This is a genomic window from Pseudomonas sp. F01002, from assembly GCF_004402115.1.
GTDB classification, from domain to species: domain Bacteria; phylum Pseudomonadota; class Gammaproteobacteria; order Pseudomonadales; family Pseudomonadaceae; genus Aquipseudomonas; species Aquipseudomonas frigoris.
The window spans coordinates 102,252-124,710 of sequence record NZ_SOPU01000081.1 but is presented as its reverse complement, the minus strand read 5'-3'; the positions used below and the strand labels follow the sequence as shown (position 1 = coordinate 124,710).

The window sequence follows — 22,459 nt, the reverse complement described above, 5'->3', positions numbered from 1 at the left end:
ACAAAAAATCAAAAGATCGCAGCCTGCGGCAGCTCCTACATGAGGGTCAGCGTTATGCCTGCCGGGTACTGCTGCGATACATGAACAGCAACGCCAACGCGAGACCCACCATCGCCAGCATCCGGCTACTCGACAACTCGATCGCCGGGTTGCCCAGCCAGCCGAAGTTATCGATCAGGATCCCCATCCCCAGTTGCCCGACGATCACCGCCACCGTCGCCACTGCCGCGCCGACCCGCGGCACCGCGCCAACCATCACCATCATGTACACCACTCCGAACAGTGCACCGCTGAGCTGCCATTTCGGCACGTCCAGCAAACTCACGGCATGTGCCGGTTCGAAAAACAGAATCAGCAACCCGGTGGTCACGGCACCGACCACGAAGGTCAACAAACTGCTGCGCAACACGCCCACCGTTTCGCCCAACCGCCCATTGATCGCCGCCTGAACACTCAATACCGCACCGGCCGCCACGACCACCGCCAACAAAATAATCAGATTCATCATCAACCCCGAGCGATCAGAACAAGTGCCGCGACAATCAGCAGCAAGGCCAGCCAACGTTCACCGTTGACCTTTTTGCGGGTGGCGCCGAACCAGCCGAAGTGGTCGATCAACACGCTTTTTCCGACCTGCCCGGACAGGATGGCGATCATGGTCATGGCAATGCCGATGTGCGGCGTGGCCAAGGTCAGCACGATCACGTACATCGGCCCCAAAAAACCGCCGATCAACTGCCAGCGCGGCAGCTCATTCAAGGCCGGTCCCTGTTGCCGACCGCTGAACAGCAACAATAAAAACAGAATCGCCGAGCCGACACCGAAGATGCTCAAGGTCGCCCACAAGTGCCCGACCTGAACCCCGAGCGGCCCGAGCAAACCGGCCTCCACGGACAGGCCCATGCCGGCCAGAATCACCAGCGGCAGCAGCAACAGTCGCAGCCCCGGTTGGGTGGTCGGCGTGGCAACAACGCCAACGTCGTCGATTGAAGAAGATTGCATAGAGAAACACCTGCCAGTCATCAGATAAAACACGGGACCTTGTGGGAGCGAGCTTGCTCGCGAAAGCGGTGTGTCAGTCGATACAAATATTGGCTGGAAGACCGCTTTCGCGAGCAAGCTCGCTCCCACAGGGTTTTGTGTTCTCAGTGGAATAGGCGCGCATTATCGGCTGGCGATCCTTTGCGATAAATGGGAGCATCCTGACAACACTTTTGCGTAACTCGCACAGCAGGATTCGTCATGCATGGCCTCAACGAACTGGGATTCAAGGCACTTCGGCTGTTTGTAGCGGTGCTGGACCACGGCAGTTTTTCCGAAGTCGCCCGCCGCGAAGGCCTGGCACCCTCTTCGATTTCCCGGCAGATCCAATTGATGGAGCAAGCCCTGAGCCAGCAATTGCTGTATCGCCACACCCGCGCCGTCTCGCCCACCGAAGCCGGGCGCATGCTCGGTCATCACGCGCGGCTGGTGCTGGTGCAACTCGAAGAGGCCGAACAGGCCTTGCAGGAACAGCAAAGCGAACCGAGCGGACTGGTGCGGATCAATGCGCCAGTGGTGTTTGGCCAACGGCACCTGACGCCGTGGCTGGGACGGCTCTGCGAGCGCTACCCGAAACTGCAACTGGATATCCAGCAGACCGACAGCTACGTCGACCCGCTACAGGAAGGCGCCGACCTGCTGTTTCGCATCGGCCCGCTGCACGATTCGAGCATGCAGGCGCGGATTCTGGCGCCCCATCGTTTTCAAGTCGCCGCGAGCCCGGCCTATTTGGAACGTCACGGCACGCCGCAACATCCCGAAGAACTGCCCGCGCATCAGTGCCTGGCCTACAAGGGCGTGACCGGCCAGCAGCGCTGGTTTTTCCGCAAGGACCAGCAGGACTGGACGCCTTGGTCGGTGAAGGGGCCGATCACCGGCAACCACGCCGACACCCTGACCCAAGCCGCCGAACAAGGCTTGGGGCTGGTGATGTTTCCGTCGTGGCTGATTGGTGAGGCGGTGCGCAATGGCACGCTGGTGCCGGTGCTGGGGGCGTATCAGGTGTCCAACAGCCTTGAGCCGCAGCAGATTGCGGTGCTGTGGCCGGGCAGCCGACGGTTGTCGGTGAAGGTGCGGACGGTGATTGATTTTTTTGTCGAGTGTTTTGGAACGGTGCCCTACTGGGACAGACCGTAATGTCTGTCGGCACCACAATCCCTGTGGGAGCGAGCTCGCTCCCACAGGTTCAGTGCTTGCCTCCAATATTCGGTGAATAAAGTCAGATACGGAACTGCCCCACCAGTTTGCCCAGGCGCTGACCGAGGTCGGCGAGGCTGCGGGAAGTCTGGGCGCCGAGTTGGGTTTCGTCGGCGACGCTGTCCACGGCCACGGCGATCTGATGCACGCTGCGATTGATCTCTTCGGCCACGGCGGTCTGCTCTTCGGCGGCGCTGGCGATCTGCGCGTTCATCGAGTTGATGGTGCCAATCAGCTGGGCCATGGTATCGAGCGAAGCGCCGGCCTCGTTGGCCTGAGCCGAAGTGCCGTCGCCGGCCTCGCTGGAACGGCGCATCGCTTCCACGGCCGATTGGGTGCCGGCCTGCAAGCGATCGATCATGCCCTGGATTTCCTGGGTGCTGATTTGTGTACGACTGGCCAGCGCTCGAACCTCATCGGCCACCACGGCAAAGCCACGCCCGGCCTCACCGGCACGAGCGGCTTCAATGGCGGCGTTGAGTGCCAACAGGTTGGTCTGCTCGGCAATCGAACGAATCACCCCAAGCACGCTGACAATCGACGACACGTCTTTTTGCAGACTGTCCAGAGACACGCCACTGCTGCGAATGTCGTCCACCAATGCATGAATCTTCACAATGCTGCCGGCCACCACACGCTTGGCAGCCTGGCCTTCTTCGTCGGTCTGCTGGGCAGCCACCGCGGCGTTTTGAGCGCTTTTCGCCACTTCCTGAGCGGCGGCGGACATTTGGTTGATCGCCGTGGCGACCTGATCGGTCTCGTGACGCTGACGTTCCATGGCCTGATCCGAACGCTGGGCCTGATCGGAGACCTGATTCACCAGCCCGGTCAGTTGCGAGGTCATTTCGGTGATCTGGCGCACCAGGCCGTGGATCTTGTCGACGAAACGGTTGAACGAGCCGGCCAGTTCGCCGAGCTCGTCCTGGCTGGTGATGGTCAGGCGACGCGTCAGGTCGCCCTCGCCCGCCGCGATGTCATCGAGGTTGGCTTTCATCAGGTTCAGCGGACGCAGGATGGTGTTGGCCAGCAGCATCCCGGCGGCGGCAATCACCAACAGCACCACGGCGGCAATCCCGACGATGCTTAGCACCACGCCTTGCATGCGCTCCTGGACCTTGATTTCGACCAGTGCCACTTGGGCTTCGATGCCGTCGAGGTTGACCGACGTACCGACCGCCATGTCCCACTTCGGCAGGTATTCGGTGTAGCCCAGTTTCGGCACCAGCACTTGGGTGTTGCCGGGCAGCGGTGAGCTGTATTGCAGATAGTGGGTGCCGTCCTTCGCGACTTTCACCAGGTCGCGGTTGACGTAGACGCCGTTCGGATCGCGGTTGTCCTTGAAGCTCTGGCCCACGCCTTCAGGGCTGTTGGCCTTGAACAGGCGCACGGTGTTGGAGTCGTAGCCGAAGAAGTAGCCGTCCTTGCCGTAGGTGATGCTCGACAGCAACTTGACCACTTGGGCCCGCGCCGCGTCATCACCGGGGGCGGCCGCATCGTAGAGCGGTTTGATCGTCGTCATGGCCACGGCGACGTAGCTTTGTAGCGTCGCCTTGGCATCGCTGAGCAGGCGCTGGCGTGTTTCCTCGACTTCCTTGCGGGCCTGCTCCTGCAGAATGAACAACGTGGTCAGGCTGATGACCAGCGCAAAGAGCAACACCGGGAGGACGGCAAGGGACAGGACTTTAGCCTTCAGGCTCATGCGCATGACGGTTCACTCTTTTGATTTTATTGGCGTGGTTAAAGGCTTTAACGGCACGCCAGGCCAAAAGTTGAGTGAAGGGTCACCCGAATCAAATGTGTGGGCTTGCTCGCGAAAGCGGTATGTCAGTCACATCAATGCTGGATGTGCCGCCGTCTTCGCGAGCAAGCCCGCTCCCACATTTGTTCCGGGTTGACCAGTGAGCAATGGGTTACAAGACCATCGCCGCCACCCAGCCGAACGCCAGCAGCGGCAGGTTGTAGTGCAGGAAGGTCGGGACCACGGTGTCCCAGATGTGGTGATGCTGGCCGTCGATGTTCAGGCCCGAGGTCGGGCCGAGGGTCGAGTCCGAGGCTGGCGAACCGGCGTCACCCAAGGCGCCGGCAGTCCCAACGATACAAACAATGGCAATCGGGCTAAAGCCCAGTTGCACGCACAACGGCACAAAAATCGCTGCCAGGATCGGCACTGTGGAAAACGACGAACCGATGCCCATGGTCACCAACAGTCCGACCAGCAACATCAGCAACGCGCCAATGCCTCTGCTGTGATCGATCCACGAGGCCGAGGCCTCGACCAGTGTCTGCACCTGACCAGTGGCTTTCATCACCTCGGCAAAACCGGACGCGGCGATCATGATGAAACCGATCATCGCCATCATCTTCATGCCTTCGGTGAACAGATCGTCGGTTTCACGCCACTTCACGATCCCCGACACCGAAAAAATCAGAAAGCCAGCCAACGCACCGATGATCATCGAATCCAGCAACAGCTGAATGATGAACGCCACCGCAATGGCCAGACCGGCGACCATCAGGCTCAGCGGGTTGTACTGCACCGCGACCTGTTCGACTTGCTCGATCTTTTCCAGATCGTAGACGCGCTTCTTGCGGTAGCTGACAAACGCTGCCGCGAGCCCGACGAACATGCCCAATGCCGGAATCCCCATGGCATGAGTGACGTTGATGCCGCTGATGTCCACACCACTACGGGCGACGTTGGCCAGCAGGATTTCATTAAGGAAGATGTTGCCGAAGCCCACGGGCAAGAACATGTACGGCGTAATCAAGCCGAAGGTCATGACACAGGCAATCAACCGGCGGTCCAGTTGCAGCTTGGTCAGCACATATAACAGTGGCGGCACAAGCAGTGGAATAAAGGCGATATGTATCGGCAGAATGTTCTGCGAAGCGATGGCCACCACCCACAGCAAACCGATCAACAGCCATTTGACCTGACGGCCACCGCTGACGTGCTGACGGTCGACCATCAGCAAGGCTTTGTCTGCCAGGGCATGCGCCAGGCCGGACTTGGCAATGGCCACGGCGAAAGCGCCGAGCAATGCGTAGGACAACGCGACCGTCGCGCCACCACCGAGGCCGCTGTTGAAGGCTTTTAATGTTGCGTCGATCCCCAGGCCACCGGTCAAACCACCCACCAGGGCGCCCACGATCAGCGCGATTACAACGTGCACGCGGGACAGGCTGAGGATCAGCATGACGCCGACCGCGGCAATTACAGCATTAATCATCGTTACCTCAAGGCAAACGGAAAGAGTCCGGCCGGCAGTCTGCAAAGAGCCGCCAGCGGATTAAATGAGAGGGTTTTATTAGAGGGCGCGCACTGTGCCGGACCGCTGCCACCTTGTCAAAGCCAACGCAAATCCCCGTAGGAGCTGCCGCAGGCTGCGATCTTTTGATCTTCCGGCGCCATCAAGGACGTAAAGATCAAAAGATCGCAGCCTTCGGCAGCTCAGGGAGAAATGGTTATTCGTCAGGGATCATAAAGAAAGCCGAATCGCGGCCGTTACAGTGCAAAGTCTCAGATATTTATCGAATAAAGGACGTCTCCATGTCGCTCAGAGAACTTTCCATTCAATGGAAAATCACCCTGCTGGCCGGGCTGTGCCTGGCCGGCATCGTGACCCTGCTGGTGGGTCTTTCGCTGTATCGCATGGAGCACAGCTCCGAAATGGTGAAAGCATCCAGCATGGAGATGCTCACCGAAGCGGCCCAGGCCCGGATCGAATCCCAGGGTGAAAACCAGGCGCTGGGGATTCGCCAGCAGTTCATGGACGCCTATCAATATGGCCACGGCTTTTCGCGCCAGGTGCTGTTCCTGCGCGACCAGGCCGAGAAGCGCTTTCTCGATGCCTTTGACCTGCGTGAAGACCTGACACGTCAGGTCAAGTCGGCCCTGCAAGCCAACCCGGACCTGCTCGGCCTCTCGCTGGTGTTCGAAGCCAACGCGCTGGACGGCAAGGACGATCTGTTCGCCGGCCAGGCCGAGTTGGGCAGCAACGACAAGGGCCGTTTCGCGCTCTATTGGTCGCAGCCGACACCGGGTAAGGTGACGTCGATGGCACTACCGGAAAGCGACATGGCCGACACCAGCACCGGCCCCAGCGGCGAACCGGCCAACGCCTGGTTCACCTGCCCGCGCACGACCCTCAAGCCCTGCGTGATCGAACCCTACTTCTACGTGATCGACGGCCAGAACGTGCTGATGACTAGTATCGTTTTCCCGCTGATGGTCAACGGCAAGGTCATCGCTTCGCTGTCGGTGGACATCAACCTCAACAGCCTGCAAGCCGTAAGCCAGGGTGCGAGCAAGAAGCTCTATGATGGCCAGACCAACGTCAGCATCATCAGCCCGGTCGGCTTGCTGGCCGGTTACAGCCCGGACGCCAGCAAGCTCAGCCAGCGCCTGGACACCGTGGACAAGACCAACGGTGCCGAGCTGATCCGCATGCTCGCCGCCAGCAGCAAGACCGAAAGCCTGCACAACAATCAACAACTCAAAGTGCTGTCGCCGTTCCAGCCGATTCCCGGTGGCAAGTCCTGGGGCGTGTTGCTTGAGGTGCCGGAGAAAGTCCTGGTCGGCCCCGCTGAAGCGCTGAAAAAACAACTCGATGAAAGCAACACCGCCGGCACCCTGGTCGAACTCGGCCTGGGTGTGCTGGCCGCGTTGATTGGCCTGTTGCTGGTGTGGCTGATGGCCCGCAGCGTGACCAGGCCGATCCTGGGTGTGGCGCACATGATCGAAGACATTGCCAGCGGTGAAGGCGATCTGACCCGCCGCCTGGCCTACGACAAGCAGGACGAACTCGGCCAATTGGCTGGGTGGTTCAACCGCTTCCTCGACAAGCTGCAACCGATCATCGCCGAGGTCAAACGCTCGGTGCAGGACGCGCGCAGCACGGCGGATCAGTCGTCCGCCATCGCCACCCAGACCAGCGCCGGCATGGAACAGCAATACCGTCAGGTGGATCAGGTCGCTACCGCTTCCCACGAAATGAGCGCCACCGCTCAAGACGTTGCTCGCAGTGCAGCGCAAGCGGCACAGGCGGCGCGGGATGCGGATCAGGCCACCCGTCGCGGTCTGACCGTGATCGACCGCACCACCGCCAGCATCGACAACCTCGCCGCCGACATGAGCGCGGCGATGATCCAAGTCGAAGGCCTGGCGGCCAACAGCGAGAAGATCGGTTCTGTGCTGGAAGTGATTCGGGCCATCGCCGAACAGACCAACCTGCTTGCGCTTAACGCCGCCATCGAGGCCGCTCGCGCCGGTGAGGCCGGACGCGGTTTTGCCGTCGTGGCCGATGAAGTGCGCAACCTGGCACGCCGGACCCAGGAGTCTGTCGAAGAAACCCGTCTGGTGATCGAGCAGTTGCAGACTGGCACTCAGGACGTGGTCGGCTCGATGAACAACAGCCATCGTCAGGCTCAGGGCAGTGTCGAACAGGTGGGTCAGGCGGTGACGGCGCTACGCCAGATTGGTGAGGCGGTGACGGTGATCAGCGACATGAACTTGCAGATCGCCAGTGCCGCGGAAGAGCAAAGCGCCGTGGCTGAGGAGATCAACAACAACGTGGCGACGATTCGGGATGTGACGGAGTCGTTGTCGGGGCAGGCCAATGAATCGGCGCGGGTGAGTCAGTCGCTCAATAGCCTGGCGAATCAGCAGCAGAGTTTGATGGATCAGTTCCGCGTTTAACGCAGTTATTGCGTCCTCTGAAGATCAAAATGTGGGAGCGGGCTTGCTCGCGAATGCGGTGTGTCAGTAACAGCGATGTCGACTGACACACCGCATTCGCGAGCAAGCCCGCTCCCACAGGGTACTCAGCGTTTGGGTAATTGGATGACTACCTTCAGGCCGCCCCACTCGCTTTCCTGCAGCTTCAATACCCCGCCCCACGTATCAACGATATCGCGCACAATCCCCAATCCCAACCCATGCCCATCCGTTTGTTCATCAAGCCGCGTACCCCGGCTGAACACCTGATCGCGCTTGTCTTCGGGAATCCCCGGCCCATCGTCTTCCACGCTTAACTCAAACCCTTCGGCCGTCTCGACCACGCTCAACCGAACCTCGGCATCCGCCCATTTGCTGGCGTTGTCCAGCAAGTTACCGAGCAGTTCGAGCAAGTCCTCGCGATCCCAAGGCAGTTGCAAACCGGCCGGTGCACGGTAGCTGAGATCAAGATGCTCACCATGAATCATGTTCAACGTCGCCAGTAACCCAGGCAATTCCGCATCGCAATCAAACAACGCCCCCGGCAACGCATCGCCGGATAACCGGGCGCGATTGAGTTCGCGATTGAGTCGCTGCTGGACCTGTTCCAGTTGCGCCTTAATCACCTTGCGCAGTTCCGGCTGCGCATCGAGCTTCTCGCTTGAGGCCAGGCTCAACAATACCGCCATCGGGGTTTTCAAGGCGTGGCCGAGGTTGCCCAGCGCATTGCGCGAACGCTTGAGGCTGTCTTCGGTGTGCGCCAGCAAATGGTTGATCTGCGCCACCAGCGGTTCAAGCTCTACCGGCACCTGATCATCGAGCTGTGAGCGCTGCCCCTGCTGCAACTGGGCGATCTGCTCACGAGCCTTTTCCAGCGGGCGCAAGGCGCGGCGCACGGTAATGCGTTGCAGCAGCAGAATCAGCAGCAGTCCCGTCAGTCCAAGGCCCAATCCGACTTGACGCATGCGCTGGAAACTCTCGCGCACCGGCGTGTAATCCTGGGCCACGCTGATGGAAATCGATTGGCCGAGCCGTCGATAGTCTGAACGCAGCACCAGCAGTTGCTGCCCTTCCGGCCCCAATTCCAGGTTGCTGTGCAGGCCGGCATGGTCGAGGTGCGGCAGTTCCTGATCCCACAGCGAACGGGAGCGCCAATGGCTGTCGGCAAAATCGATGCGGAAGTAATGCCCGGAAAACGGTCGCTGATAGGCCGGCGACAGGTGTCGCTCATCCAGCTGCAAACCCTGCGGCCCGCGCACCAGCGCCACCAGCAGGTTTTCGCTGTCGTTGCGCAGCCCGGCTTCAAGGTAGCTCTGCAAGCCCAGCTCGAAACACCATAGGCTGATTTGCGCCAGCGCCAGGCCGACGATCACCATCACGCTGATCAACCCCAGACTCAAACGGCGCTGGATCGACCTCACCGGGCTTGTCCGCCGAACAGGTAACCCTGGCCGCGACGGGTTTCGATGACGCTGCGCCCGAGTTTGCGCCGCAGGTGGTTGACGTGGACTTCGAGCACGTTGGAGTCGCGCTCGGTTTCACCGTCGTAGAGGTGTTCGGCGAGGTGGCTTTTGGAAAGAATCTGCTCGGGGTGCAGCATGAAATAACGCAGCAGGCGGAATTCAGCGGCGGTGAGCTGGATGTCGGCGCCGTCGCGGGTCACGCATTGGCGGCCTTCGTCCAGGTGCAACCCGGCAGCCTTGAGCGTCGGCTGGTTGGCATGGCCGTGGGAACGGCGCAACAGCGCCTGGACGCGCAAGTGCAGCTCTTCGGGGTGGAAGGGCTTGGTCAGGTAATCGTCGGCGCCGGCCTTGAGACCTTCGATCCGTTCGGCCCAGGAATCACGGGCAGTGAGAATCAGCACGGGCGTGGACAGGCCAGCGGCCCGCCATTGAGTCAGCACCTCGAGCCCTGGCAAACCCGGCAGGCCGAGGTCGAGGATGATCAGGTCGTAAGGCTCGCTGCTGCCCTGATACACCGCGTCGCGACCGTCGGCCAGCCAGTCCACGGCGTAACCCTGCCGATTGAGGCCGGCCATCAGTTCGTCGGCCAGCGGCACATGGTCTTCCACCAGAAGCAAACGCATCGATCAATTTTCCTTGTCTTTCAGTAACTGGCCGGTGGTGGCGTCAAGGTCCAGTTCGCGGACAGCACCTTCGGTGGTCAGCAACTCGACTTCATACACGTAGACCTCGTGTTTCTCTTCAAGCTCGGCTTCCAGCAATTTGGCCCCGGGATAGCGGTCCAGAGCTTGCTGCAACAGCTGCTCCAGCGGCAGGATCACGCCCGTTTGACGCAGGCGCAGGGCTTCGTCCTGATCCAGGTCGCGGGCCATGACCACCGAGCAAAAAACCAGAAGCGCCAGAGCCATTCGACCGCTCACGCGCCGCTTTGAAACAGAAAGCACCTTCATTACGTATCCTGATGATCCTTGAGAATCTGCCCGCTGACAGCGTCCAATTCCAGATCCCACTCAATGCCCTGAGGGTCGCGCAATTCCACCTGATAGATGTACTTGCCGTACTCTTCTTCCAGCTCGGTTTCGGTGATCCTGGCGCCGGGATGTTTGGTCAGAGCGGTGGCGTTGAGCTTCTCGAAAGACACAATGGTACCAGCGTCGCGCAGTCTCAGGGCTTCATCGGGACCGAGGTCGCGAGCGTGGGCGATGCTGGCGGTCATGCCGATGATGGACGCGGTGAACAGGGCAGTCAGGGTTCTCATGGGGTGTCTCCGTATTTTTTTATGTGTTGCTTACGGGGTGCACCTTAACGGGGCGAACTTAACTGAAACTGAATTGCCATCATCAGGAGTGGCACCTCGATATCGCAGAGCTGCGCAAAACCTGTGGGAGCGAGCTTGCTCGCGATGGCGGCTTAACTTTCAACAAATATGTCGACTGTCACACAGCTATCGCGAGCAAGCTCGCTCCCACAGGGGATTCATGCACTTATAATCCCCCGCTTGCCAGACATCGAGACCGGTATGACCGCTATCCACATCAAGTTCCCCTCGCTGACCCTCAAGGCCGGCCCTCGCGCCTTGGCGCGCATCCGTGAAAACGGTTTGAGCGCCGCCGATGTGGGCACGCTGCCGGGTGCCGCCGGTGGCCCCAAGGCGTTGGGGATTCAAGGTCTGGACCTGGCGTTGTTCGGTGAATGGCTGCCGGCGGCGCCGCGGGAACGTTCGCTGATCGGTGCGTCGGTGGGTTCCTGGCGCTTCGCCAGCGCTTGTCTGCCGAATGCCGCCGAAGGTATCCGCCGCCTCGGTCACCTCTACACCAAGCAAAACTTCGCCAAGGGCGTGACCATGGCGCAGATCAGCCAGAGCTCCCGGCGCATGCTCGATGAGCTGCTTGACGGCCGCGATGCTTCGATTCTGGACAACGCCCATTACCGACTGAACATCATGGTGGTCAAAAGCCACGGCCTGCTGGCGGACGATCATCGCGGCCGACTGGGGCTGGGCCTGTCATCGGTGATCGCCGACAACCTGCGTGGCCGGGCGCGCCTGTCGCGGCATTTCGAGCGGCTGATCATTCACGATCCGCGTCTGGCACCGCCGGTCAATGCATTGAACGATTTCCCCTCGCGCTTCGTTGCGCTGAATGCCGACAACCTGCGCCAGGCCTTGCTCGCGTCAGGCTCGATCCCGATGGTGATGGAAGGCGTGCGTGATCTGCCGGGTGCCGGTGCCGGGACGTTTCGCGATGGCGGTCTGCTGGACTATCACCTCGACCTGCCCTACAGCGGCAACGACATCGTGCTCTATCCGCATTTCACCGACCGGGTCATTCCCGGCTGGTTCGACAAGGCCCTGCCGTGGCGCCGCGCATGTCCCGCGCGTTTGCAGGATGTCCTGTTGCTGGCGCCGTCGAAGGATTACCTGGCGCGCCTGCCCTACGGCAAACTCCCGGACCGCAACGACTTCAAACGCTTCATGGGCGATGCCCCGAGCCGGCAGAAATACTGGCGCACGACGATGGATGAAAGCCGTCGCATGGGCGATGAGTTCCTCGAACTGGCTGCCAGCGGTCGCCTCGGGGAGCGCTTGCTGACCCTTTAGTCAGTGTTTTCCCGCAACGCCAAACGCAAACTGTTAAACTCGCCGCCTGCCCACATCGCCGCGGCGATCGCCACCTGACAGAGCTGAAACCACTGTGGAAATTTTCAAAGAGTTCACCTTCGAATCCGCCCACCGCCTGCCCCACGTACCGGACGGCCACAAGTGCGGCCGCCTGCACGGTCACTCGTTCAAAGTGGCGATCCACCTGAGCGGCGACCTCGATCCGCACACGGGCTGGATCCGCGATTTCTCGGAAATCAAGGCGATCTTCAAGCCGCTCTATGAACGCCTGGACCATAACTACCTGAACGACATTCCTGGCCTGGAAAATCCGACCAGTGAAGTGCTGGCCAAATTCATCTGGAAGGAATTGAAGCCTCTGCTGCCGGAACTCAGCGCGATTCGCATCCACGAGACGTGCACCAGCGGCTGCATCTATCACGGTGAATAAAAACACCCGATTGAAAAGAACCACCGGCGACGGTGGTTTTTTTATGCCTGTCGTTTCGCCGTCCTCCCCGGTACAGTCGGGCCTCATCCTTGGCCCAAAGGAACCCGTCCGATGTCGCTGCTTATTCGTCCCGCTACCCTTGAGGATATCGCGCAGATCGAGGCCATCGTCGAGGCGGCTTACTCGCCCTACATCGAGCGTATTGGCCGCAAACCCGCACCGATGCTGGATGACTACGCCAGTCAAGTGCTGGCCAGGCGCGTCCATGTGCTCGCCCACGAGCAGACACTCAGCGGCTTTGTGGTGTTGATCGACACGGAAGAGTACTTGCTGCTGGACAACATCGCGGTCAGCCCGGCGGTCAAGGGGCAAGGTTATGGCCGTCAGTTGCTGGACTTCGCCGAACGCCACGCACTCGACGCGGGTTACCCATCGATCCGGCTGTACACCAACGAAGCCATGAGCGAAAACATTGCGCTGTACACCCGCCGAGGGTATGTCGAAACCCACCGGGTCGAAGAGAACGGCCTGCGCCGTGTGCACATGAGCAAATCGCTGGGTTGAGCGCACTAAAAACCTGTGGGAGCGAGCTTGCTCCGGGCGGCGCTCCGACGATGGCGGCCTGGCAGTCACATTGATGTTGAATGTGCAGACGCCATCACGAGCAGGCTCGCCCCCACAGGGACAGGCGTTTCGTCAGTGAATATAAAAACAGCCTTCAATGGCTGTTTTTTTATGCCTATGCTTTTTTGGCTCCCCCACGCCAAGAGGACACCCGCAATGACTGACTGGCCTCTGCCTCAGACCTATCGCTTCAACGGGCACTCCGTTCGCTACGCCGTACGGGGCGACGGTCCGCCGTTGGTGTTCGTGCATGGCACGCCCTTCTCTTCTTATGTGTGGCACCGGATTGCGCCGCACTTCATCACCACGCATCGGGTGCATTACTTTGACCTGCTGGGTTATGGGCTATCGGAGAAAATCGACGGCGATGTGTCGTTGGGTGTGCAGAACGACCTGTTGGCTCACTTGCTGGATCACTGGGGCCTGGAGCGACCAGACCTCGTCGCTCACGACTTCGGCGGCGCCACTGCTCTGCGTGCTCACCTGCTGAACGGCAAGGACTACCGCAGCCTGACGCTGATCGATCCCGTGGCGCTGACACCCTGGGGTTCGCCGTTTGTGCAGCATGTGCGTCAGCATGAGGCGGCATTCAGTGGCCTGCCCGATTACATTCAGCGGGCGATTGTGCCGACCTATATTCGCGGGGCGATCAAGCGCGAAATCCCCGATGCTGAACTGGCGCCGTATGTGCAGCCGTGGCTCGGCGATCCGGGGCAAGCGGCGTTCTATCGGCAGATTGCTCAGATGGATGAGCGTTACACCCGTGAGGCCGAAGGGCTGTACCCGACGATTCGTTGTCCGGTGCAGATTCTGTGGGGGGAAGATGATCAGTGGATTCCCATTGAACGTGGGCAGGCGTTGCATCAGATGATTCCGGGGTCGCGGTTTCAGGCGATTCCGAATGCCGGGCATCTGGTTCAGGAAGATGCGCCGGAAGCGATCGTCGCGGCGTTGCTGCGGTTTCTGCCGCAACACAAATCCCCCTGAAAAAACCGAATCAAATGTGGGAGCGGCGGTGCGGCGATCCGACTTGCTCGCGAAGGCGCTGGGGCAGTCGACCTCAGTGTTGAATGCTCAACCGCTTTCGCGAGCAAGTCGGATCGCCGCACCGCCGCTCCCACATGGGTTCTGTGTTCCTTCAGGTGCACCGCTTTCGTGCCCCTTTCCGCGCCAAGTCTCCCCGCTCGGCTATAAATAACTACACCACCCCACGCTTGGCACGACCACTGCAACACGCCCCGCGTCACTCATTCAGCAAGGAACGCCCCATGACGCAGAACGATCCCGGCAACGATTACCCCCTCAGCGAAGTCCCGATGCATGCCCGCAAAGGCCTGGCCTCAACGGCCATGGTGCTGCTGGGTTTCACCTTTTTTACCGCGACCATGTTTGCCGGCGGCAAGCTCGGTGTGGCGTTCAGTTTCGGCGAGATGATGGCGGTGATTATCGTCGGCAATCTGCTGCTGGGGATCTACGCCGCAGGCCTTGGCTACATCGCCTTCAAGAGCGGCCTGAATTCGGTGCTGATGGGACGCTTTTGCTTCGGTGAAGTGGGCAGCAAGCTCAGCGACCTGATCCTCGGTTTTACCCAGATCGGCTGGTACGCCTGGGGCACGGCCACTGCCGCCGTGGTGCTGGGCAAGTATTTCGAATTGAGCGAGGGCACCGTTCTCGGGCTGATGGTGCTGTTCGGCCTGGTGTTTTGCGCGACCGCGTATGTCGGTTATCGCGGCTTGGAGATTCTGTCGTACATCGCCGTACCGGCGATGATGTTGCTGCTGACGCTGTCGATGTGGGTGGCCACGGTGAAGGTAGGCGGGCTCGACGGTTTACTCGCTGTAGTCCCGACGGGAACACTGGACTGGTCGACCGCCATTACTTTGGTGTTCGGCACCTTTGTCAGCGGCGCAACCCAGGCGACCAACTGGACGCGTTTCTCCCGTTCAGCGCGCGTCGCGGTGATGGCGAGCCTGATCGGTTTTTTCATCGGCAACGGCCTGATGGTGTTGATCGGTGCTTACGGTGCCATCGTCTACCAGCAACCGGATGTGGTCGAAGTGTTGCTGTTACAAGGCTTCGCCATGGCGGCGATGGCGATGTTGCTGCTCAATATCTGGAGCACCCAGGACAACACCATCTACAACTTCGCCGTCGCCGGTTGCAACCTGCTGCGCACCGGCCGTCGCAAAACCGTGACCCTGGCGGGCGCGGTGATCGGCACGTTGCTGGCACTGCTGGGCATGTACGACATGCTGGTGCCCTACCTGATTCTGCTGGGCACCGTGATTCCGCCGATTGGCGGCGTGATCATGGCGGACTTCTTCTACCGCTATCGTGGTCAATACCCACGTCTGGCCGATGCTCGATTGCCAGCGTTCAACTGGTCCGGTTTGGCCGCCTACGCAGTCGGCACGGTCGCCGCGTTCAGCTCACCGTGGGTCGCGCCGCTGGTAGGGATTGCCGCTGCCGCGCTAACGTATGTGTTACTGACCGGCGTGCTGGGTGCCCGTACTGCCAACGCACCATTACAAGATCTATAAAAGGATTCGCCTGATGCACATCATCAACGCCCGCCTGCGCAACCAAGATGGCCTGCATGAGTTGCACCTGGAAAACGGCCAGATCAGCAACATCGCCCGACAGACCGAAGCGCCGACCCTGGGCCCCGATGATCTGGACGCCGGCGGCAACCTGGTAGTGCCACCCTTCGTCGAGCCGCACATTCACCTCGACGCCACGCTCACCGCCGGCGAGCCGCGCTGGAACATGAGCGGCACGCTGTTCGAAGGCATCGAATGCTGGGGCGAGCGCAAGGTGACCATCACCGAAGAGGACACCAAAACCCGCGCCAAGAAAACCATCCGGACCCTCGCCGCCCACGGCATCCAGCACGTGCGCACCCACGTCGATGTCACCGACCCGCAGCTCACCGCGCTCAAGGCGATGCTCGAAGTGCGCGAGGAAAGCCGTCACCTGATCGACATGCAGATCGTTGCGTTCCCGCAGGAAGGCATCGAGTCGTACCGCAACGGTCGCGAGCTGATGGAAGAAGCGATCCGCATGGGGGCCGATGTGGTCGGCGGTATTCCGCATTTCGAGTACACCCGCGATCAAGGCGTGAGCTCAGTGAAATTCCTGATGGACCTCGCCGAGCGCACCGGTTGCCTGGTGGACGTGCATTGCGATGAAACCGACGACCCGCACTCACGCTTTCTAGAGGTGCTGGCCGAAGAAGCCCGCAGCCGCGACATGGGCTCACGGGTCACCGCCAGCCACACCACGGCCATGGGCTCTTACGACAACGCTTACTGCGCCAAACTGTTTCGCCTGCTCGGGCATTCAGGGATCAGTTTTGTCTCCTGCCCCACCGAAAGCATTCACCTGCAAGGGCGCTTCGACAACTTTCCGAAACGCCGTGGCGTGACCCGTGTCAACGAGCTGCTCGAAGCCGGGATGAACGTGTGTTTCGGCCAGGATTCGATCGTCGACCCGTGGTATCCGCTGGGCAACGGCAACATCTTGAGGGTGCTCGAAGCCGGCCTGCACATCTGCCACATGCTCGGGTACCGCAACCTGCAAAGCGCGCTGGACCTGGTCACCGACAACAGCGCCAAGGCCATGAACCTGGGTGATCGTTATGGACTGGAACGCGGGCGGCCAGCGAATTTGCTGATTCTGTCGGCGGACAGTGATTACGAGGTGATCCGCAGCCAGGGCCTGCCGCTGTATTCGGTGCGCGATGGCAAGGTGTTGATGAAGCGGCAGATGCCGGTGGTGGAATGGGCGGTTCAGCCCTAAATTCTCGCTGATTATGCGGGCCTCTTCGCGAGCAAGCCCGCTCCACACATTGGATCTGTGTCGTCCACAAATCCCCTGTGGGAGCGGGCTTGCTCGCGAAGGCGATGTTGAATTCACCCCATCAACCGCGCCGTGCCGAACAACCTGACCCGACTCAACTCACCCTGCTCTTCTTCCAGAAGAATCGGCGCCGTACCGCCGGGCATGACGACTTTCACTTCGCCAGCCGTGACCCAACCCACCCGCCACGCCGCGCAAGCCACCGCACTGGCGCTGGTGCCCGACGACGCCGTCGGCCCTTCTCCGCGTTCAAATACTCGCGCGACGACTCGCCCTTCTGACTCAAGCATCGCCCATTGCAGATTCACGCCAGCAGCACACGGCTCCCCTGCCCCGGTCGGCATGGCGTAGGCGATACGCGTCAGCCCTTCGGACAACCCCGGCTCGCGCATCTGCTCATTGCTCGGCAATGCATCGGCTTTCTCTAAAAGCGTCACACAATGTGGATTGCCGATGCGCACGAACTGGCTTCGAGACCAGGCGGGATCGAGCGCCGACAACGGCTGCACATGGCTGGCGTCGCGACCGTTCAACAGCACGCTTTCAACCCCTTTTGCCCCCACCGCGTCAGGCCCGAACGAGGGTTTGCCCAAATCCAGCCAGAACCCTTTTACACCCTCGATCTCGGCCGGTTTCACCGAAGTGTCCACCGGTGAAACCGCATCAGCCTTGTCATGATGAACCCTGAGCAAACAAACCTCGTCCCTCGGCAGCAGCCCTTGCTCACTCAGGGCCTGAGAGAAAATCGTCAGCCCGTTGCCACTGCGCAACGCGAGCGTGCCGTCAGTGTTAACGATCAGCAGGTCAAACGGTGGCGAGTCTTGAAACGGCCCGATCAGCAAGCCATCGCAACGATGGTCCTTGCTGCCGGACGGTTGTGTACCAGGCGCCCAGCCACAGAACGCCTCGATGGCCGACAGCGCCCATGCCTCGCGGGTTTGCGCTGCCGGACCGGCCAGCTCAGGTAAATCGATACCCGCGCAGCGCACGGCCTCGGGCGCTGCAACCGCATAGATATTGCCTCGAGCATCGTAGAACGACGCCATGGATCGGTCCTGAAATCAGCCAGAAAAGAACCTGTACTTTAGGGGCTCCCGGAAGAAAACCGCAAACGATCCGGTTATTTAACCCCCGCCTCTTATCGCAAAACAATCGCTGCAACCTGTCAGTTGTGACAGCAGACAGCCCATCCAACTCGCCCCAAAGTAGAACCTCGCCTCTATCGTGTGGTAACGATCATGAAAAGGACGTTCCTATTACACCTGCTGATTGCCCTCACGTTGGGCGGTGCGGTCATCGCCGGTCAAAACGGCGCCGGCGTAAAGGTGATCGACGACGTCATGCCCAACCACATGACCGACAACAATAACCCCGAACCGCTGTTCCTCAGAGGCCGAAACGAATGGCGTCACGATTGTGAACCCTGTGATAAAGGCGATGTTTTCCTTGATGGCAAAGCCAATCTAAACACTGACAATCCGCGCGTGTTCGAAACCTTCAACTCTGAATTCATCAACCTGCGCGACCATTAAGACGCCCAGGGGGCGTGGGATCCTATGATCCGTCTAGCGGCATGCGCTGGCAGCCGGGTCCCAACGTGAGCTTGACCAGCGAGATGGGCAGCACAACGGGAGGGGCGTTTTAACGTTGCGATTGACGATTAGGAGAAACCCTCAGGGTCGCGACACGCTGTCTGATATGCAAGGATGCTCCTCTGTCTATTGTCAGCAACCCGCAACGCCAAGGATTTTTCATGACTGCCCTCAACACGTCTGCGCCCGTCATCCCCGGACGCCTGGAACAGATGTCCACGCGGATCGCCTTTTTCATTGCCGGTTTCGGCATCGCCGCGTGGGCGCCGCTGGTGCCCTACGCCAAGGCTCGGGCCGGGCTGGATGAAGGGACGCTCGGTTTGCTGCTGTTGTGCCTGGGGGTGGGGTCGATTCTGGCGATGCCGATGGCGGGGCTTCTGGCCAAGCGTTTCGGCTGTCGCCGGGTGGTGAGCGCCGGGGTGTTGCTGATCTGTACGGCCCTGCCGCTGCTGGCGACGGTGTCGTCGATTCCGGCGTTGATTGCCGCGTTGTTCATGTTCGGCGCGGGCCTTGGCACGGTGGATTCGACGGTGAACCTGCAAGCGGTGATCGTTGAACGGGCCAGCGGCAAGACCATGATGTCGGGTTTCCATGGGCTGTTCAGCCTCGGCGGGATTGTCGGGGCGGCGGGCGTCAGCGCGCTGCTCGGCTTTGGGGTTTCACCGCTGGGGGCAACGCTGGTGGTGATCGTGATGCTGCTGATCGCCCTGGCCAAGGCCGCGCCGCACCTATTGCCCTACGGCAGCGAAAGTTCGGGGCCGGCGTTTGCCGTTCCCCATGGCATTGTGCTGTTCATCGGCGGGATGTGTTTCATCGTGTTCCTCGCCGAAGGCGCGGCGCTCGACTGGAGCGCAGTGTTCCTGGCGCAGGAACGCGGGATCGACACCGCTTATGCGGGACTGGGTTACGCGGCGTTTGCGTTGACCATGACCGTCGGACGATTGACCGGTGATTCGATCGTCCGTCGTCTCGGCGCTACGCGGGTGATTGTGTTCGGTGGGTTGACGGCCGCAGCGGGCCTGTTTGTGGCGACCTTCGCCCCGAGTTGGGAAGCGGCGCTGGTGGGTTATGCATTGTTGGGGGCGGGTTGTTCGAACATTGTGCCGGTGCTGTACACCGCCGTGGGCAAACAGACGGTGATGCCCGAAAGCGTCGCCGTGCCGGCCATTACCACACTCGGTTATGCCGGGATTCTTGCGGGGCCTGCGTTGATCGGGTTTATCGCCCATGGAAGCAGTTTGAGTTTTGCCTTCGGGTTGATGGCGGTGTTGCTGGTGGCGGTGGCCATTGGCGGGAAGGTGTTGAAGGTCTGAAAGCGAAAAGATCGCAGCCTACACAGCAGCTCCTACAGGATGTACGCCATCCAAATGTAGGAGCTGCCGGAGGCTGCGATCTTTTGATCTTCAGCCGTTAAAACCCGACGCTAGCCTGCACAAAGAACGTGCGCGGTGCGCCAACGTACATCCCCGAGTTGTTGTCGCTGGAGCGGGTGAAGTACTGCTTGTCGAAAATGTTCTTCACCCCGGCGCCGACTTTCAGGTTCGAAAGCGTCGCGCCGAAGTCATAACCGCCGCGCACGTTCCAGGTGACGTAGCCCGGGATATCGCCGTACTGGCCGTCCGCGGTGCCTTCGGTGATGTAGTTGTTGGTGAAGCTGCCGTCAGCGTTGACGGCAACGCCCGGCGAACGCTGCTTGGACTGGGCAAACGCATCGAGGTTGTAGGTCCAGCGGTTGATGTCGTAACGCAAGCCGGCAGTCGCGACCTGACGCGAATAGAACGGCAGGTCACGACCCTTGAAGCCCGGGATCTCGCCTTCATAAACGGCGCGCGTGTAGGTGAAACCGGCGTTGGCGGTCAGGCCGTCGAGGCGTGGGTCCAGTGCCGCCATGTCGTAGTGCACCGAGGCTTCGAGGCCCTGGTGCGTGGTCGCGCCGAGGTTGGTCCAGCCCGCATCGTTGCTGATGTATTGCAGCTCTTTATCGAAGTCGATGTAGAACAGCGTCACTTCCCCGCCCCACACATCATTGTTGTAGCGCGTGCCGACCTCGTAGGTCTTGGCCTTTTCCGGTTCCAGGCCATTGGCGGTGTTGTCACCCGCGCCACCCTGGCCGAGCTGGAAATACTGCAGGCTGCCGAACGAGGTTTCGTAGTTGGCGAACAGCTTCCACTCTTCCGACACGTGATACATCACGCTCAGGGCCGGCAGCGGCTCGTTGCTTTCGATGCTGCGGTTCTTTTCCAGCACCGGTTTGCCGGCGGTGTCGAGCACCGGGCGGTCGTGCCAGTCGGTGCTGATGTGTTCAAAGCGGATGCCGGGGGTGATGGTCCAGTTGCCGACGTCGATTTTGTTATCGACGTACACCGAGTTGGCTTCAGTGCCACCGGTGCGGTCCTGATAGACATGGCCGTCGGAGTTTTTGGTCACGACCGGCTCGTTGTTGACCAGCGCCAGGCGGCTCGCCTCTTCGTGCATGCCTTCCTTGAGGTAGCGATAACCGACACTGACTTCCTGGGTGGTCGGGCCGACGTCGAACACACGGGACACCCGCGGTTCAATCCCGAAGGTGTAGTAAGTACGCGGGAATGAGCCGAGGGTCTTCTGATCGCGAGCGGCGATGTTGCTGCCACGGAAGCTGTCGGAATAGTAGGTCAGCACTTCGGCCTGGGTGCGGTCGTCGATCTGCCGTGCCCACTTGAACGAGACGTCCTTGCGGCGTCCGCTGAAGTTGTCGTTGTTGCGGTCGGACTGGAACGGATCGGCGTCGTACTGCGCCTGGGTCAGGCCGCCGGGCATGTCGGCGCTGGCGTCGTAGTAGTGAAAGTTGAGGCTGAAATCGTCTACATCGGTGGGTGCCCAGTGGGTCTTGAGGATCACGTCGTCGATGTCGTTGCCGTTGTTGCGTTCACGGTAACCGTTGCCGTTCACGCCCGAGTACAACAGCGCCATGCCGATGCCGTTGTCCGCGGTGCCACCGAGAAACGCCGTGTCGATGTGCTTCCAGCCACCGTGCTGGGAGGTTTCCAGGGTCGAGCCGATTTCACCGGTGGCTTTCTCCGGAATCGCGCGAGTGACGAAGTTGATCACGCCACCGACGTTCTGTGGCCCGTAACGCACGGAGCCGGCGCCGCGAACCACGTCGATGCTGTCTAGGTTGCCGGAAGAAATCGGGGCCATGGACAACTGCGGTTGGCCGTACGGGGCGAACGCTGCCGGCACGCCGTCAATCAGCACGGTGGAGCGTGGCGACAGGCGTGAAGTCAGGCCTCGCACGCCGACGTTCAGGGAAATGTCGCTGCCGCCGGTGCCGTTGGCGTCCTGCACTTGCACACCGGGCACGCGCTTCAACACGTCGCCGACGTTCATTGCACCCTGCTCGATCATCGCCTCGCGGCGAATCACCGTACGGGCGCCGGGATGGTTCTGCACCACGGCGGCATCGGCGTCACCGAGCCAGTCGCCGACCACCTTGATGTCGGTCACGCCCAGTTCCAAAGGGCCGTTGGCAGCCGAAGTCGGAGCCGGCATCAACGTGACCGAGCCTTCGTCGATCTGGTATTGCAGACCGCTGCCTCGCAGCAGCTGGCGCAGCGCGTCTTCTGGCGAAAGGTTGCCGTCCACCGCCGGGGCCTGTTTGCCGGCAACCAGCTCAGGGCTGAAGAACACCTGCAGCGAGGTTTGCTGGCCCAGTTCACTCAGGGCCTGCCCCAGGGGTTGCGCCGGAATGTGAATCGCGTCGGCGGCAAAGACCTGGGGCAGCGCCGTGCTGACAGCCAGGGCGAGAGCGAGGCGCAACCAAGGTGATTTGTTGTTTTTAGCGGTGGATTTTTTCACGTCGAACGTAGTCCTGTGGATCGCAAGAGTGTGCGCTTGTTAATGCAAACCAGTTGCAGTTGGACAGGAAGACGATCAACTCGA

19 protein-coding genes and 3 pseudogenes are annotated in these 22,459 nt (G+C 60.8%); 11 read left to right on the top strand and 11 right to left on the bottom strand.

Annotated elements, in window-relative coordinates:
* Nucleotides 1-52: 52 nt before the first annotated feature.
* Nucleotides 53-508: a DMT family transporter gene (locus E3W21_RS30730; RefSeq protein WP_134423538.1), complete on the bottom strand. Its 456-nt coding sequence runs from the start codon at nucleotides 506-508 to the stop codon at nucleotides 53-55.
* Nucleotides 508-1,002, bottom strand: a complete 495-nt coding sequence (locus E3W21_RS30725) for a DMT family transporter (RefSeq protein ID WP_129437074.1) — start codon at nucleotides 1,000-1,002, stop codon at nucleotides 508-510. Before E3W21_RS30725 ends, E3W21_RS30730 begins: the two co-directional genes overlap by 1 nt.
* Before the next feature lie 240 nt (nucleotides 1,003-1,242).
* On the opposite strand from E3W21_RS30725, the gene E3W21_RS30715 reads away from it, so the two are divergent.
* A complete protein-coding gene (locus E3W21_RS30715) occupies nucleotides 1,243-2,178 on the top strand; it encodes a LysR family transcriptional regulator (RefSeq protein WP_134423536.1) in 936 nt (311 codons plus the stop codon).
* An 82-nt stretch (nucleotides 2,179-2,260) separates the two neighbouring features.
* On the opposite strand, the pseudogene E3W21_RS32495 reads toward E3W21_RS30715, so the two are convergent.
* The 3 genes and pseudogenes from E3W21_RS32495 to E3W21_RS30705 all read right to left on the bottom strand — a co-directional run.
* Nucleotides 2,261-2,848 (bottom strand): annotated as a pseudogene (locus E3W21_RS32495) (methyl-accepting chemotaxis protein); the annotation flags it as partial.
* A 318-nt stretch (nucleotides 2,849-3,166) separates the two neighbouring features.
* Nucleotides 3,167-3,937, bottom strand: a pseudogene (locus tag E3W21_RS32490) (cache domain-containing protein); the annotation flags it as partial.
* Between the two features lie 211 nt (nucleotides 3,938-4,148).
* Nucleotides 4,149-5,465 (bottom strand): Na+/H+ antiporter family protein, encoded by a 1,317-nt coding sequence (locus tag E3W21_RS30705; protein WP_166793889.1) that lies wholly within the window; start codon nucleotides 5,463-5,465, stop codon nucleotides 4,149-4,151.
* Nucleotides 5,466-5,788: 323 nt separating this feature from the next.
* Between E3W21_RS30705 and E3W21_RS32485 the strand changes: the two are divergent.
* Both E3W21_RS32485 and E3W21_RS32480 read left to right on the top strand, forming a co-directional pair.
* Nucleotides 5,789-7,078: pseudogene (locus tag E3W21_RS32485) on the top strand (HAMP domain-containing protein); the annotation flags it as partial.
* 102 nt (nucleotides 7,079-7,180) lie between these two features.
* Nucleotides 7,181-7,936, top strand: coding sequence for a methyl-accepting chemotaxis protein (locus E3W21_RS32480; protein WP_371927187.1), 756 nt, complete (start codon nucleotides 7,181-7,183; stop codon nucleotides 7,934-7,936).
* A gap of 125 nt (nucleotides 7,937-8,061) precedes the next feature.
* Here E3W21_RS32480 and E3W21_RS30695 read toward each other — a convergent pair whose 3' ends face one another.
* Genes E3W21_RS30695 through E3W21_RS30680 form a run of 4 tightly spaced genes read right to left on the bottom strand, consistent with a single transcriptional unit; the run spans nucleotide 8,062 to nucleotide 10,675 of the window.
* Nucleotides 8,062-9,375, bottom strand: coding sequence for a sensor histidine kinase (locus tag E3W21_RS30695; protein ID WP_134423530.1), 1,314 nt, complete (start codon nucleotides 9,373-9,375; stop codon nucleotides 8,062-8,064).
* On the bottom strand, nucleotides 9,372-10,040 hold the full coding sequence (locus E3W21_RS30690) for a response regulator transcription factor (protein ID WP_134423528.1): 669 nt from the start codon (nucleotides 10,038-10,040) through the stop codon (nucleotides 9,372-9,374). The genes E3W21_RS30695 and E3W21_RS30690 overlap by 4 nt, the downstream gene beginning before the upstream one ends.
* A gap of 3 nt (nucleotides 10,041-10,043) precedes the next feature.
* Nucleotides 10,044-10,367, bottom strand: coding sequence for a PepSY domain-containing protein (locus E3W21_RS30685; protein ID WP_134423526.1), 324 nt, complete (start codon nucleotides 10,365-10,367; stop codon nucleotides 10,044-10,046).
* Complete coding sequence (locus tag E3W21_RS30680; RefSeq protein ID WP_129437081.1) at nucleotides 10,367-10,675, bottom strand: PepSY domain-containing protein; 309 nt, start codon at nucleotides 10,673-10,675, stop codon at nucleotides 10,367-10,369. The genes E3W21_RS30685 and E3W21_RS30680 overlap by 1 nt, the downstream gene beginning before the upstream one ends.
* 261 nt (nucleotides 10,676-10,936) lie before the next feature.
* Here E3W21_RS30680 and E3W21_RS30670 point away from each other — a divergent pair, with 261 nt between their 5' ends.
* The 6 genes from E3W21_RS30670 (at nucleotide 10,937) to codA (ending at nucleotide 16,889) form a co-directional block, all read left to right on the top strand.
* On the top strand, nucleotides 10,937-12,016 hold the full coding sequence (locus E3W21_RS30670; protein ID WP_134423522.1) for a patatin-like phospholipase family protein: 1,080 nt from the start codon (nucleotides 10,937-10,939) through the stop codon (nucleotides 12,014-12,016).
* A gap of 94 nt (nucleotides 12,017-12,110) precedes the next feature.
* Nucleotides 12,111-12,467 (top strand): 6-carboxytetrahydropterin synthase QueD, encoded by a 357-nt coding sequence (gene queD / locus E3W21_RS30665; protein WP_059405420.1) that lies wholly within the window; start codon nucleotides 12,111-12,113, stop codon nucleotides 12,465-12,467.
* 111 nt (nucleotides 12,468-12,578) lie between these two features.
* Complete coding sequence (locus E3W21_RS30660; protein ID WP_129437084.1) at nucleotides 12,579-13,031, top strand: GNAT family N-acetyltransferase; 453 nt, start codon at nucleotides 12,579-12,581, stop codon at nucleotides 13,029-13,031.
* Between the two features lie 216 nt (nucleotides 13,032-13,247).
* Nucleotides 13,248-14,078 carry an alpha/beta fold hydrolase gene (locus tag E3W21_RS30655; protein ID WP_134423520.1) on the top strand — a complete coding sequence of 277 codons (831 nt, stop codon included), beginning with the start codon at nucleotides 13,248-13,250 and terminating at the stop codon, nucleotides 14,076-14,078.
* A 281-nt stretch (nucleotides 14,079-14,359) separates the two neighbouring features.
* Nucleotides 14,360-15,631 carry a cytosine permease gene (codB, locus tag E3W21_RS30645; RefSeq protein WP_134423516.1) on the top strand — a complete coding sequence of 424 codons (1,272 nt, stop codon included), beginning with the start codon at nucleotides 14,360-14,362 and terminating at the stop codon, nucleotides 15,629-15,631.
* 13 nt (nucleotides 15,632-15,644) lie between these two features.
* Nucleotides 15,645-16,889 carry a cytosine deaminase gene (codA, locus tag E3W21_RS30640; protein ID WP_134423514.1) on the top strand — a complete coding sequence of 415 codons (1,245 nt, stop codon included), beginning with the start codon at nucleotides 15,645-15,647 and terminating at the stop codon, nucleotides 16,887-16,889.
* Between the two features lie 113 nt (nucleotides 16,890-17,002).
* Here codA and E3W21_RS30635 read toward each other — a convergent pair whose 3' ends face one another.
* Nucleotides 17,003-17,995, bottom strand: coding sequence for a diaminopimelate epimerase (locus tag E3W21_RS30635; RefSeq protein ID WP_134423507.1), 993 nt, complete (start codon nucleotides 17,993-17,995; stop codon nucleotides 17,003-17,005).
* Nucleotides 17,996-18,187: 192 nt separating this feature from the next.
* Here E3W21_RS30635 and E3W21_RS30630 point away from each other — a divergent pair, with 192 nt between their 5' ends.
* Nucleotides 18,188-18,481: a hypothetical protein gene (locus E3W21_RS30630; protein ID WP_129437090.1), complete on the top strand. Its 294-nt coding sequence runs from the start codon at nucleotides 18,188-18,190 to the stop codon at nucleotides 18,479-18,481.
* Between the two features lie 221 nt (nucleotides 18,482-18,702).
* Nucleotides 18,703-19,854, top strand: coding sequence for an MFS transporter (locus tag E3W21_RS30625; protein WP_134423500.1), 1,152 nt, complete (start codon nucleotides 18,703-18,705; stop codon nucleotides 19,852-19,854).
* A gap of 97 nt (nucleotides 19,855-19,951) precedes the next feature.
* On the opposite strand, the gene E3W21_RS30620 is transcribed toward E3W21_RS30625, so the two are convergent.
* A complete protein-coding gene (locus E3W21_RS30620; RefSeq protein ID WP_134423493.1) occupies nucleotides 19,952-22,375 on the bottom strand; it encodes a TonB-dependent receptor in 2,424 nt (807 codons plus the stop codon).
* Nucleotides 22,376-22,459: the final 84 nt, after the last annotated feature.

Excerpts from the sequence above, each read along its gene's own strand:
- E3W21_RS30625 (WP_134423500.1), top strand. The coding sequence starts at position 18,703 with ATGACTGCCCTCAACACGTCTGCGCCCGTCATCCCCGGACGCCTGGAA.
- codA (WP_134423514.1), top strand. The coding sequence starts at position 15,645 with ATGCACATCATCAACGCCCGCCTGCGCAACCAAGATGGCCTGCATGAG.
- E3W21_RS30635 (WP_134423507.1), bottom strand. The coding sequence starts at position 17,995 with ATGGCGTCGTTCTACGATGCTCGAGGCAATATCTATGCGGTTGCAGCG.
- E3W21_RS30655 (WP_134423520.1), top strand. The coding sequence starts at position 13,248 with ATGACTGACTGGCCTCTGCCTCAGACCTATCGCTTCAACGGGCACTCC.
- E3W21_RS30725 (WP_129437074.1), bottom strand. The coding sequence starts at position 1,002 with ATGCAATCTTCTTCAATCGACGACGTTGGCGTTGTTGCCACGCCGACC.
- E3W21_RS32480 (WP_371927187.1), top strand. The coding sequence starts at position 7,181 with ATGGAACAGCAATACCGTCAGGTGGATCAGGTCGCTACCGCTTCCCAC.
- E3W21_RS30680 (WP_129437081.1), bottom strand. The coding sequence starts at position 10,675 with ATGAGAACCCTGACTGCCCTGTTCACCGCGTCCATCATCGGCATGACC.
- E3W21_RS30685 (WP_134423526.1), bottom strand. The coding sequence starts at position 10,367 with ATGAAGGTGCTTTCTGTTTCAAAGCGGCGCGTGAGCGGTCGAATGGCT.
- codB (WP_134423516.1), top strand. The coding sequence starts at position 14,360 with ATGACGCAGAACGATCCCGGCAACGATTACCCCCTCAGCGAAGTCCCG.
- E3W21_RS30660 (WP_129437084.1), top strand. The coding sequence starts at position 12,579 with ATGTCGCTGCTTATTCGTCCCGCTACCCTTGAGGATATCGCGCAGATC.
- E3W21_RS30690 (WP_134423528.1), bottom strand. The coding sequence starts at position 10,040 with ATGCGTTTGCTTCTGGTGGAAGACCATGTGCCGCTGGCCGACGAACTG.
- E3W21_RS30730 (WP_134423538.1), bottom strand. The coding sequence starts at position 508 with ATGATGAATCTGATTATTTTGTTGGCGGTGGTCGTGGCGGCCGGTGCG.
- E3W21_RS30715 (WP_134423536.1), top strand. The coding sequence starts at position 1,243 with ATGCATGGCCTCAACGAACTGGGATTCAAGGCACTTCGGCTGTTTGTA.
- E3W21_RS30670 (WP_134423522.1), top strand. The coding sequence starts at position 10,937 with ATGACCGCTATCCACATCAAGTTCCCCTCGCTGACCCTCAAGGCCGGC.
- E3W21_RS30630 (WP_129437090.1), top strand. The coding sequence starts at position 18,188 with ATGAAAAGGACGTTCCTATTACACCTGCTGATTGCCCTCACGTTGGGC.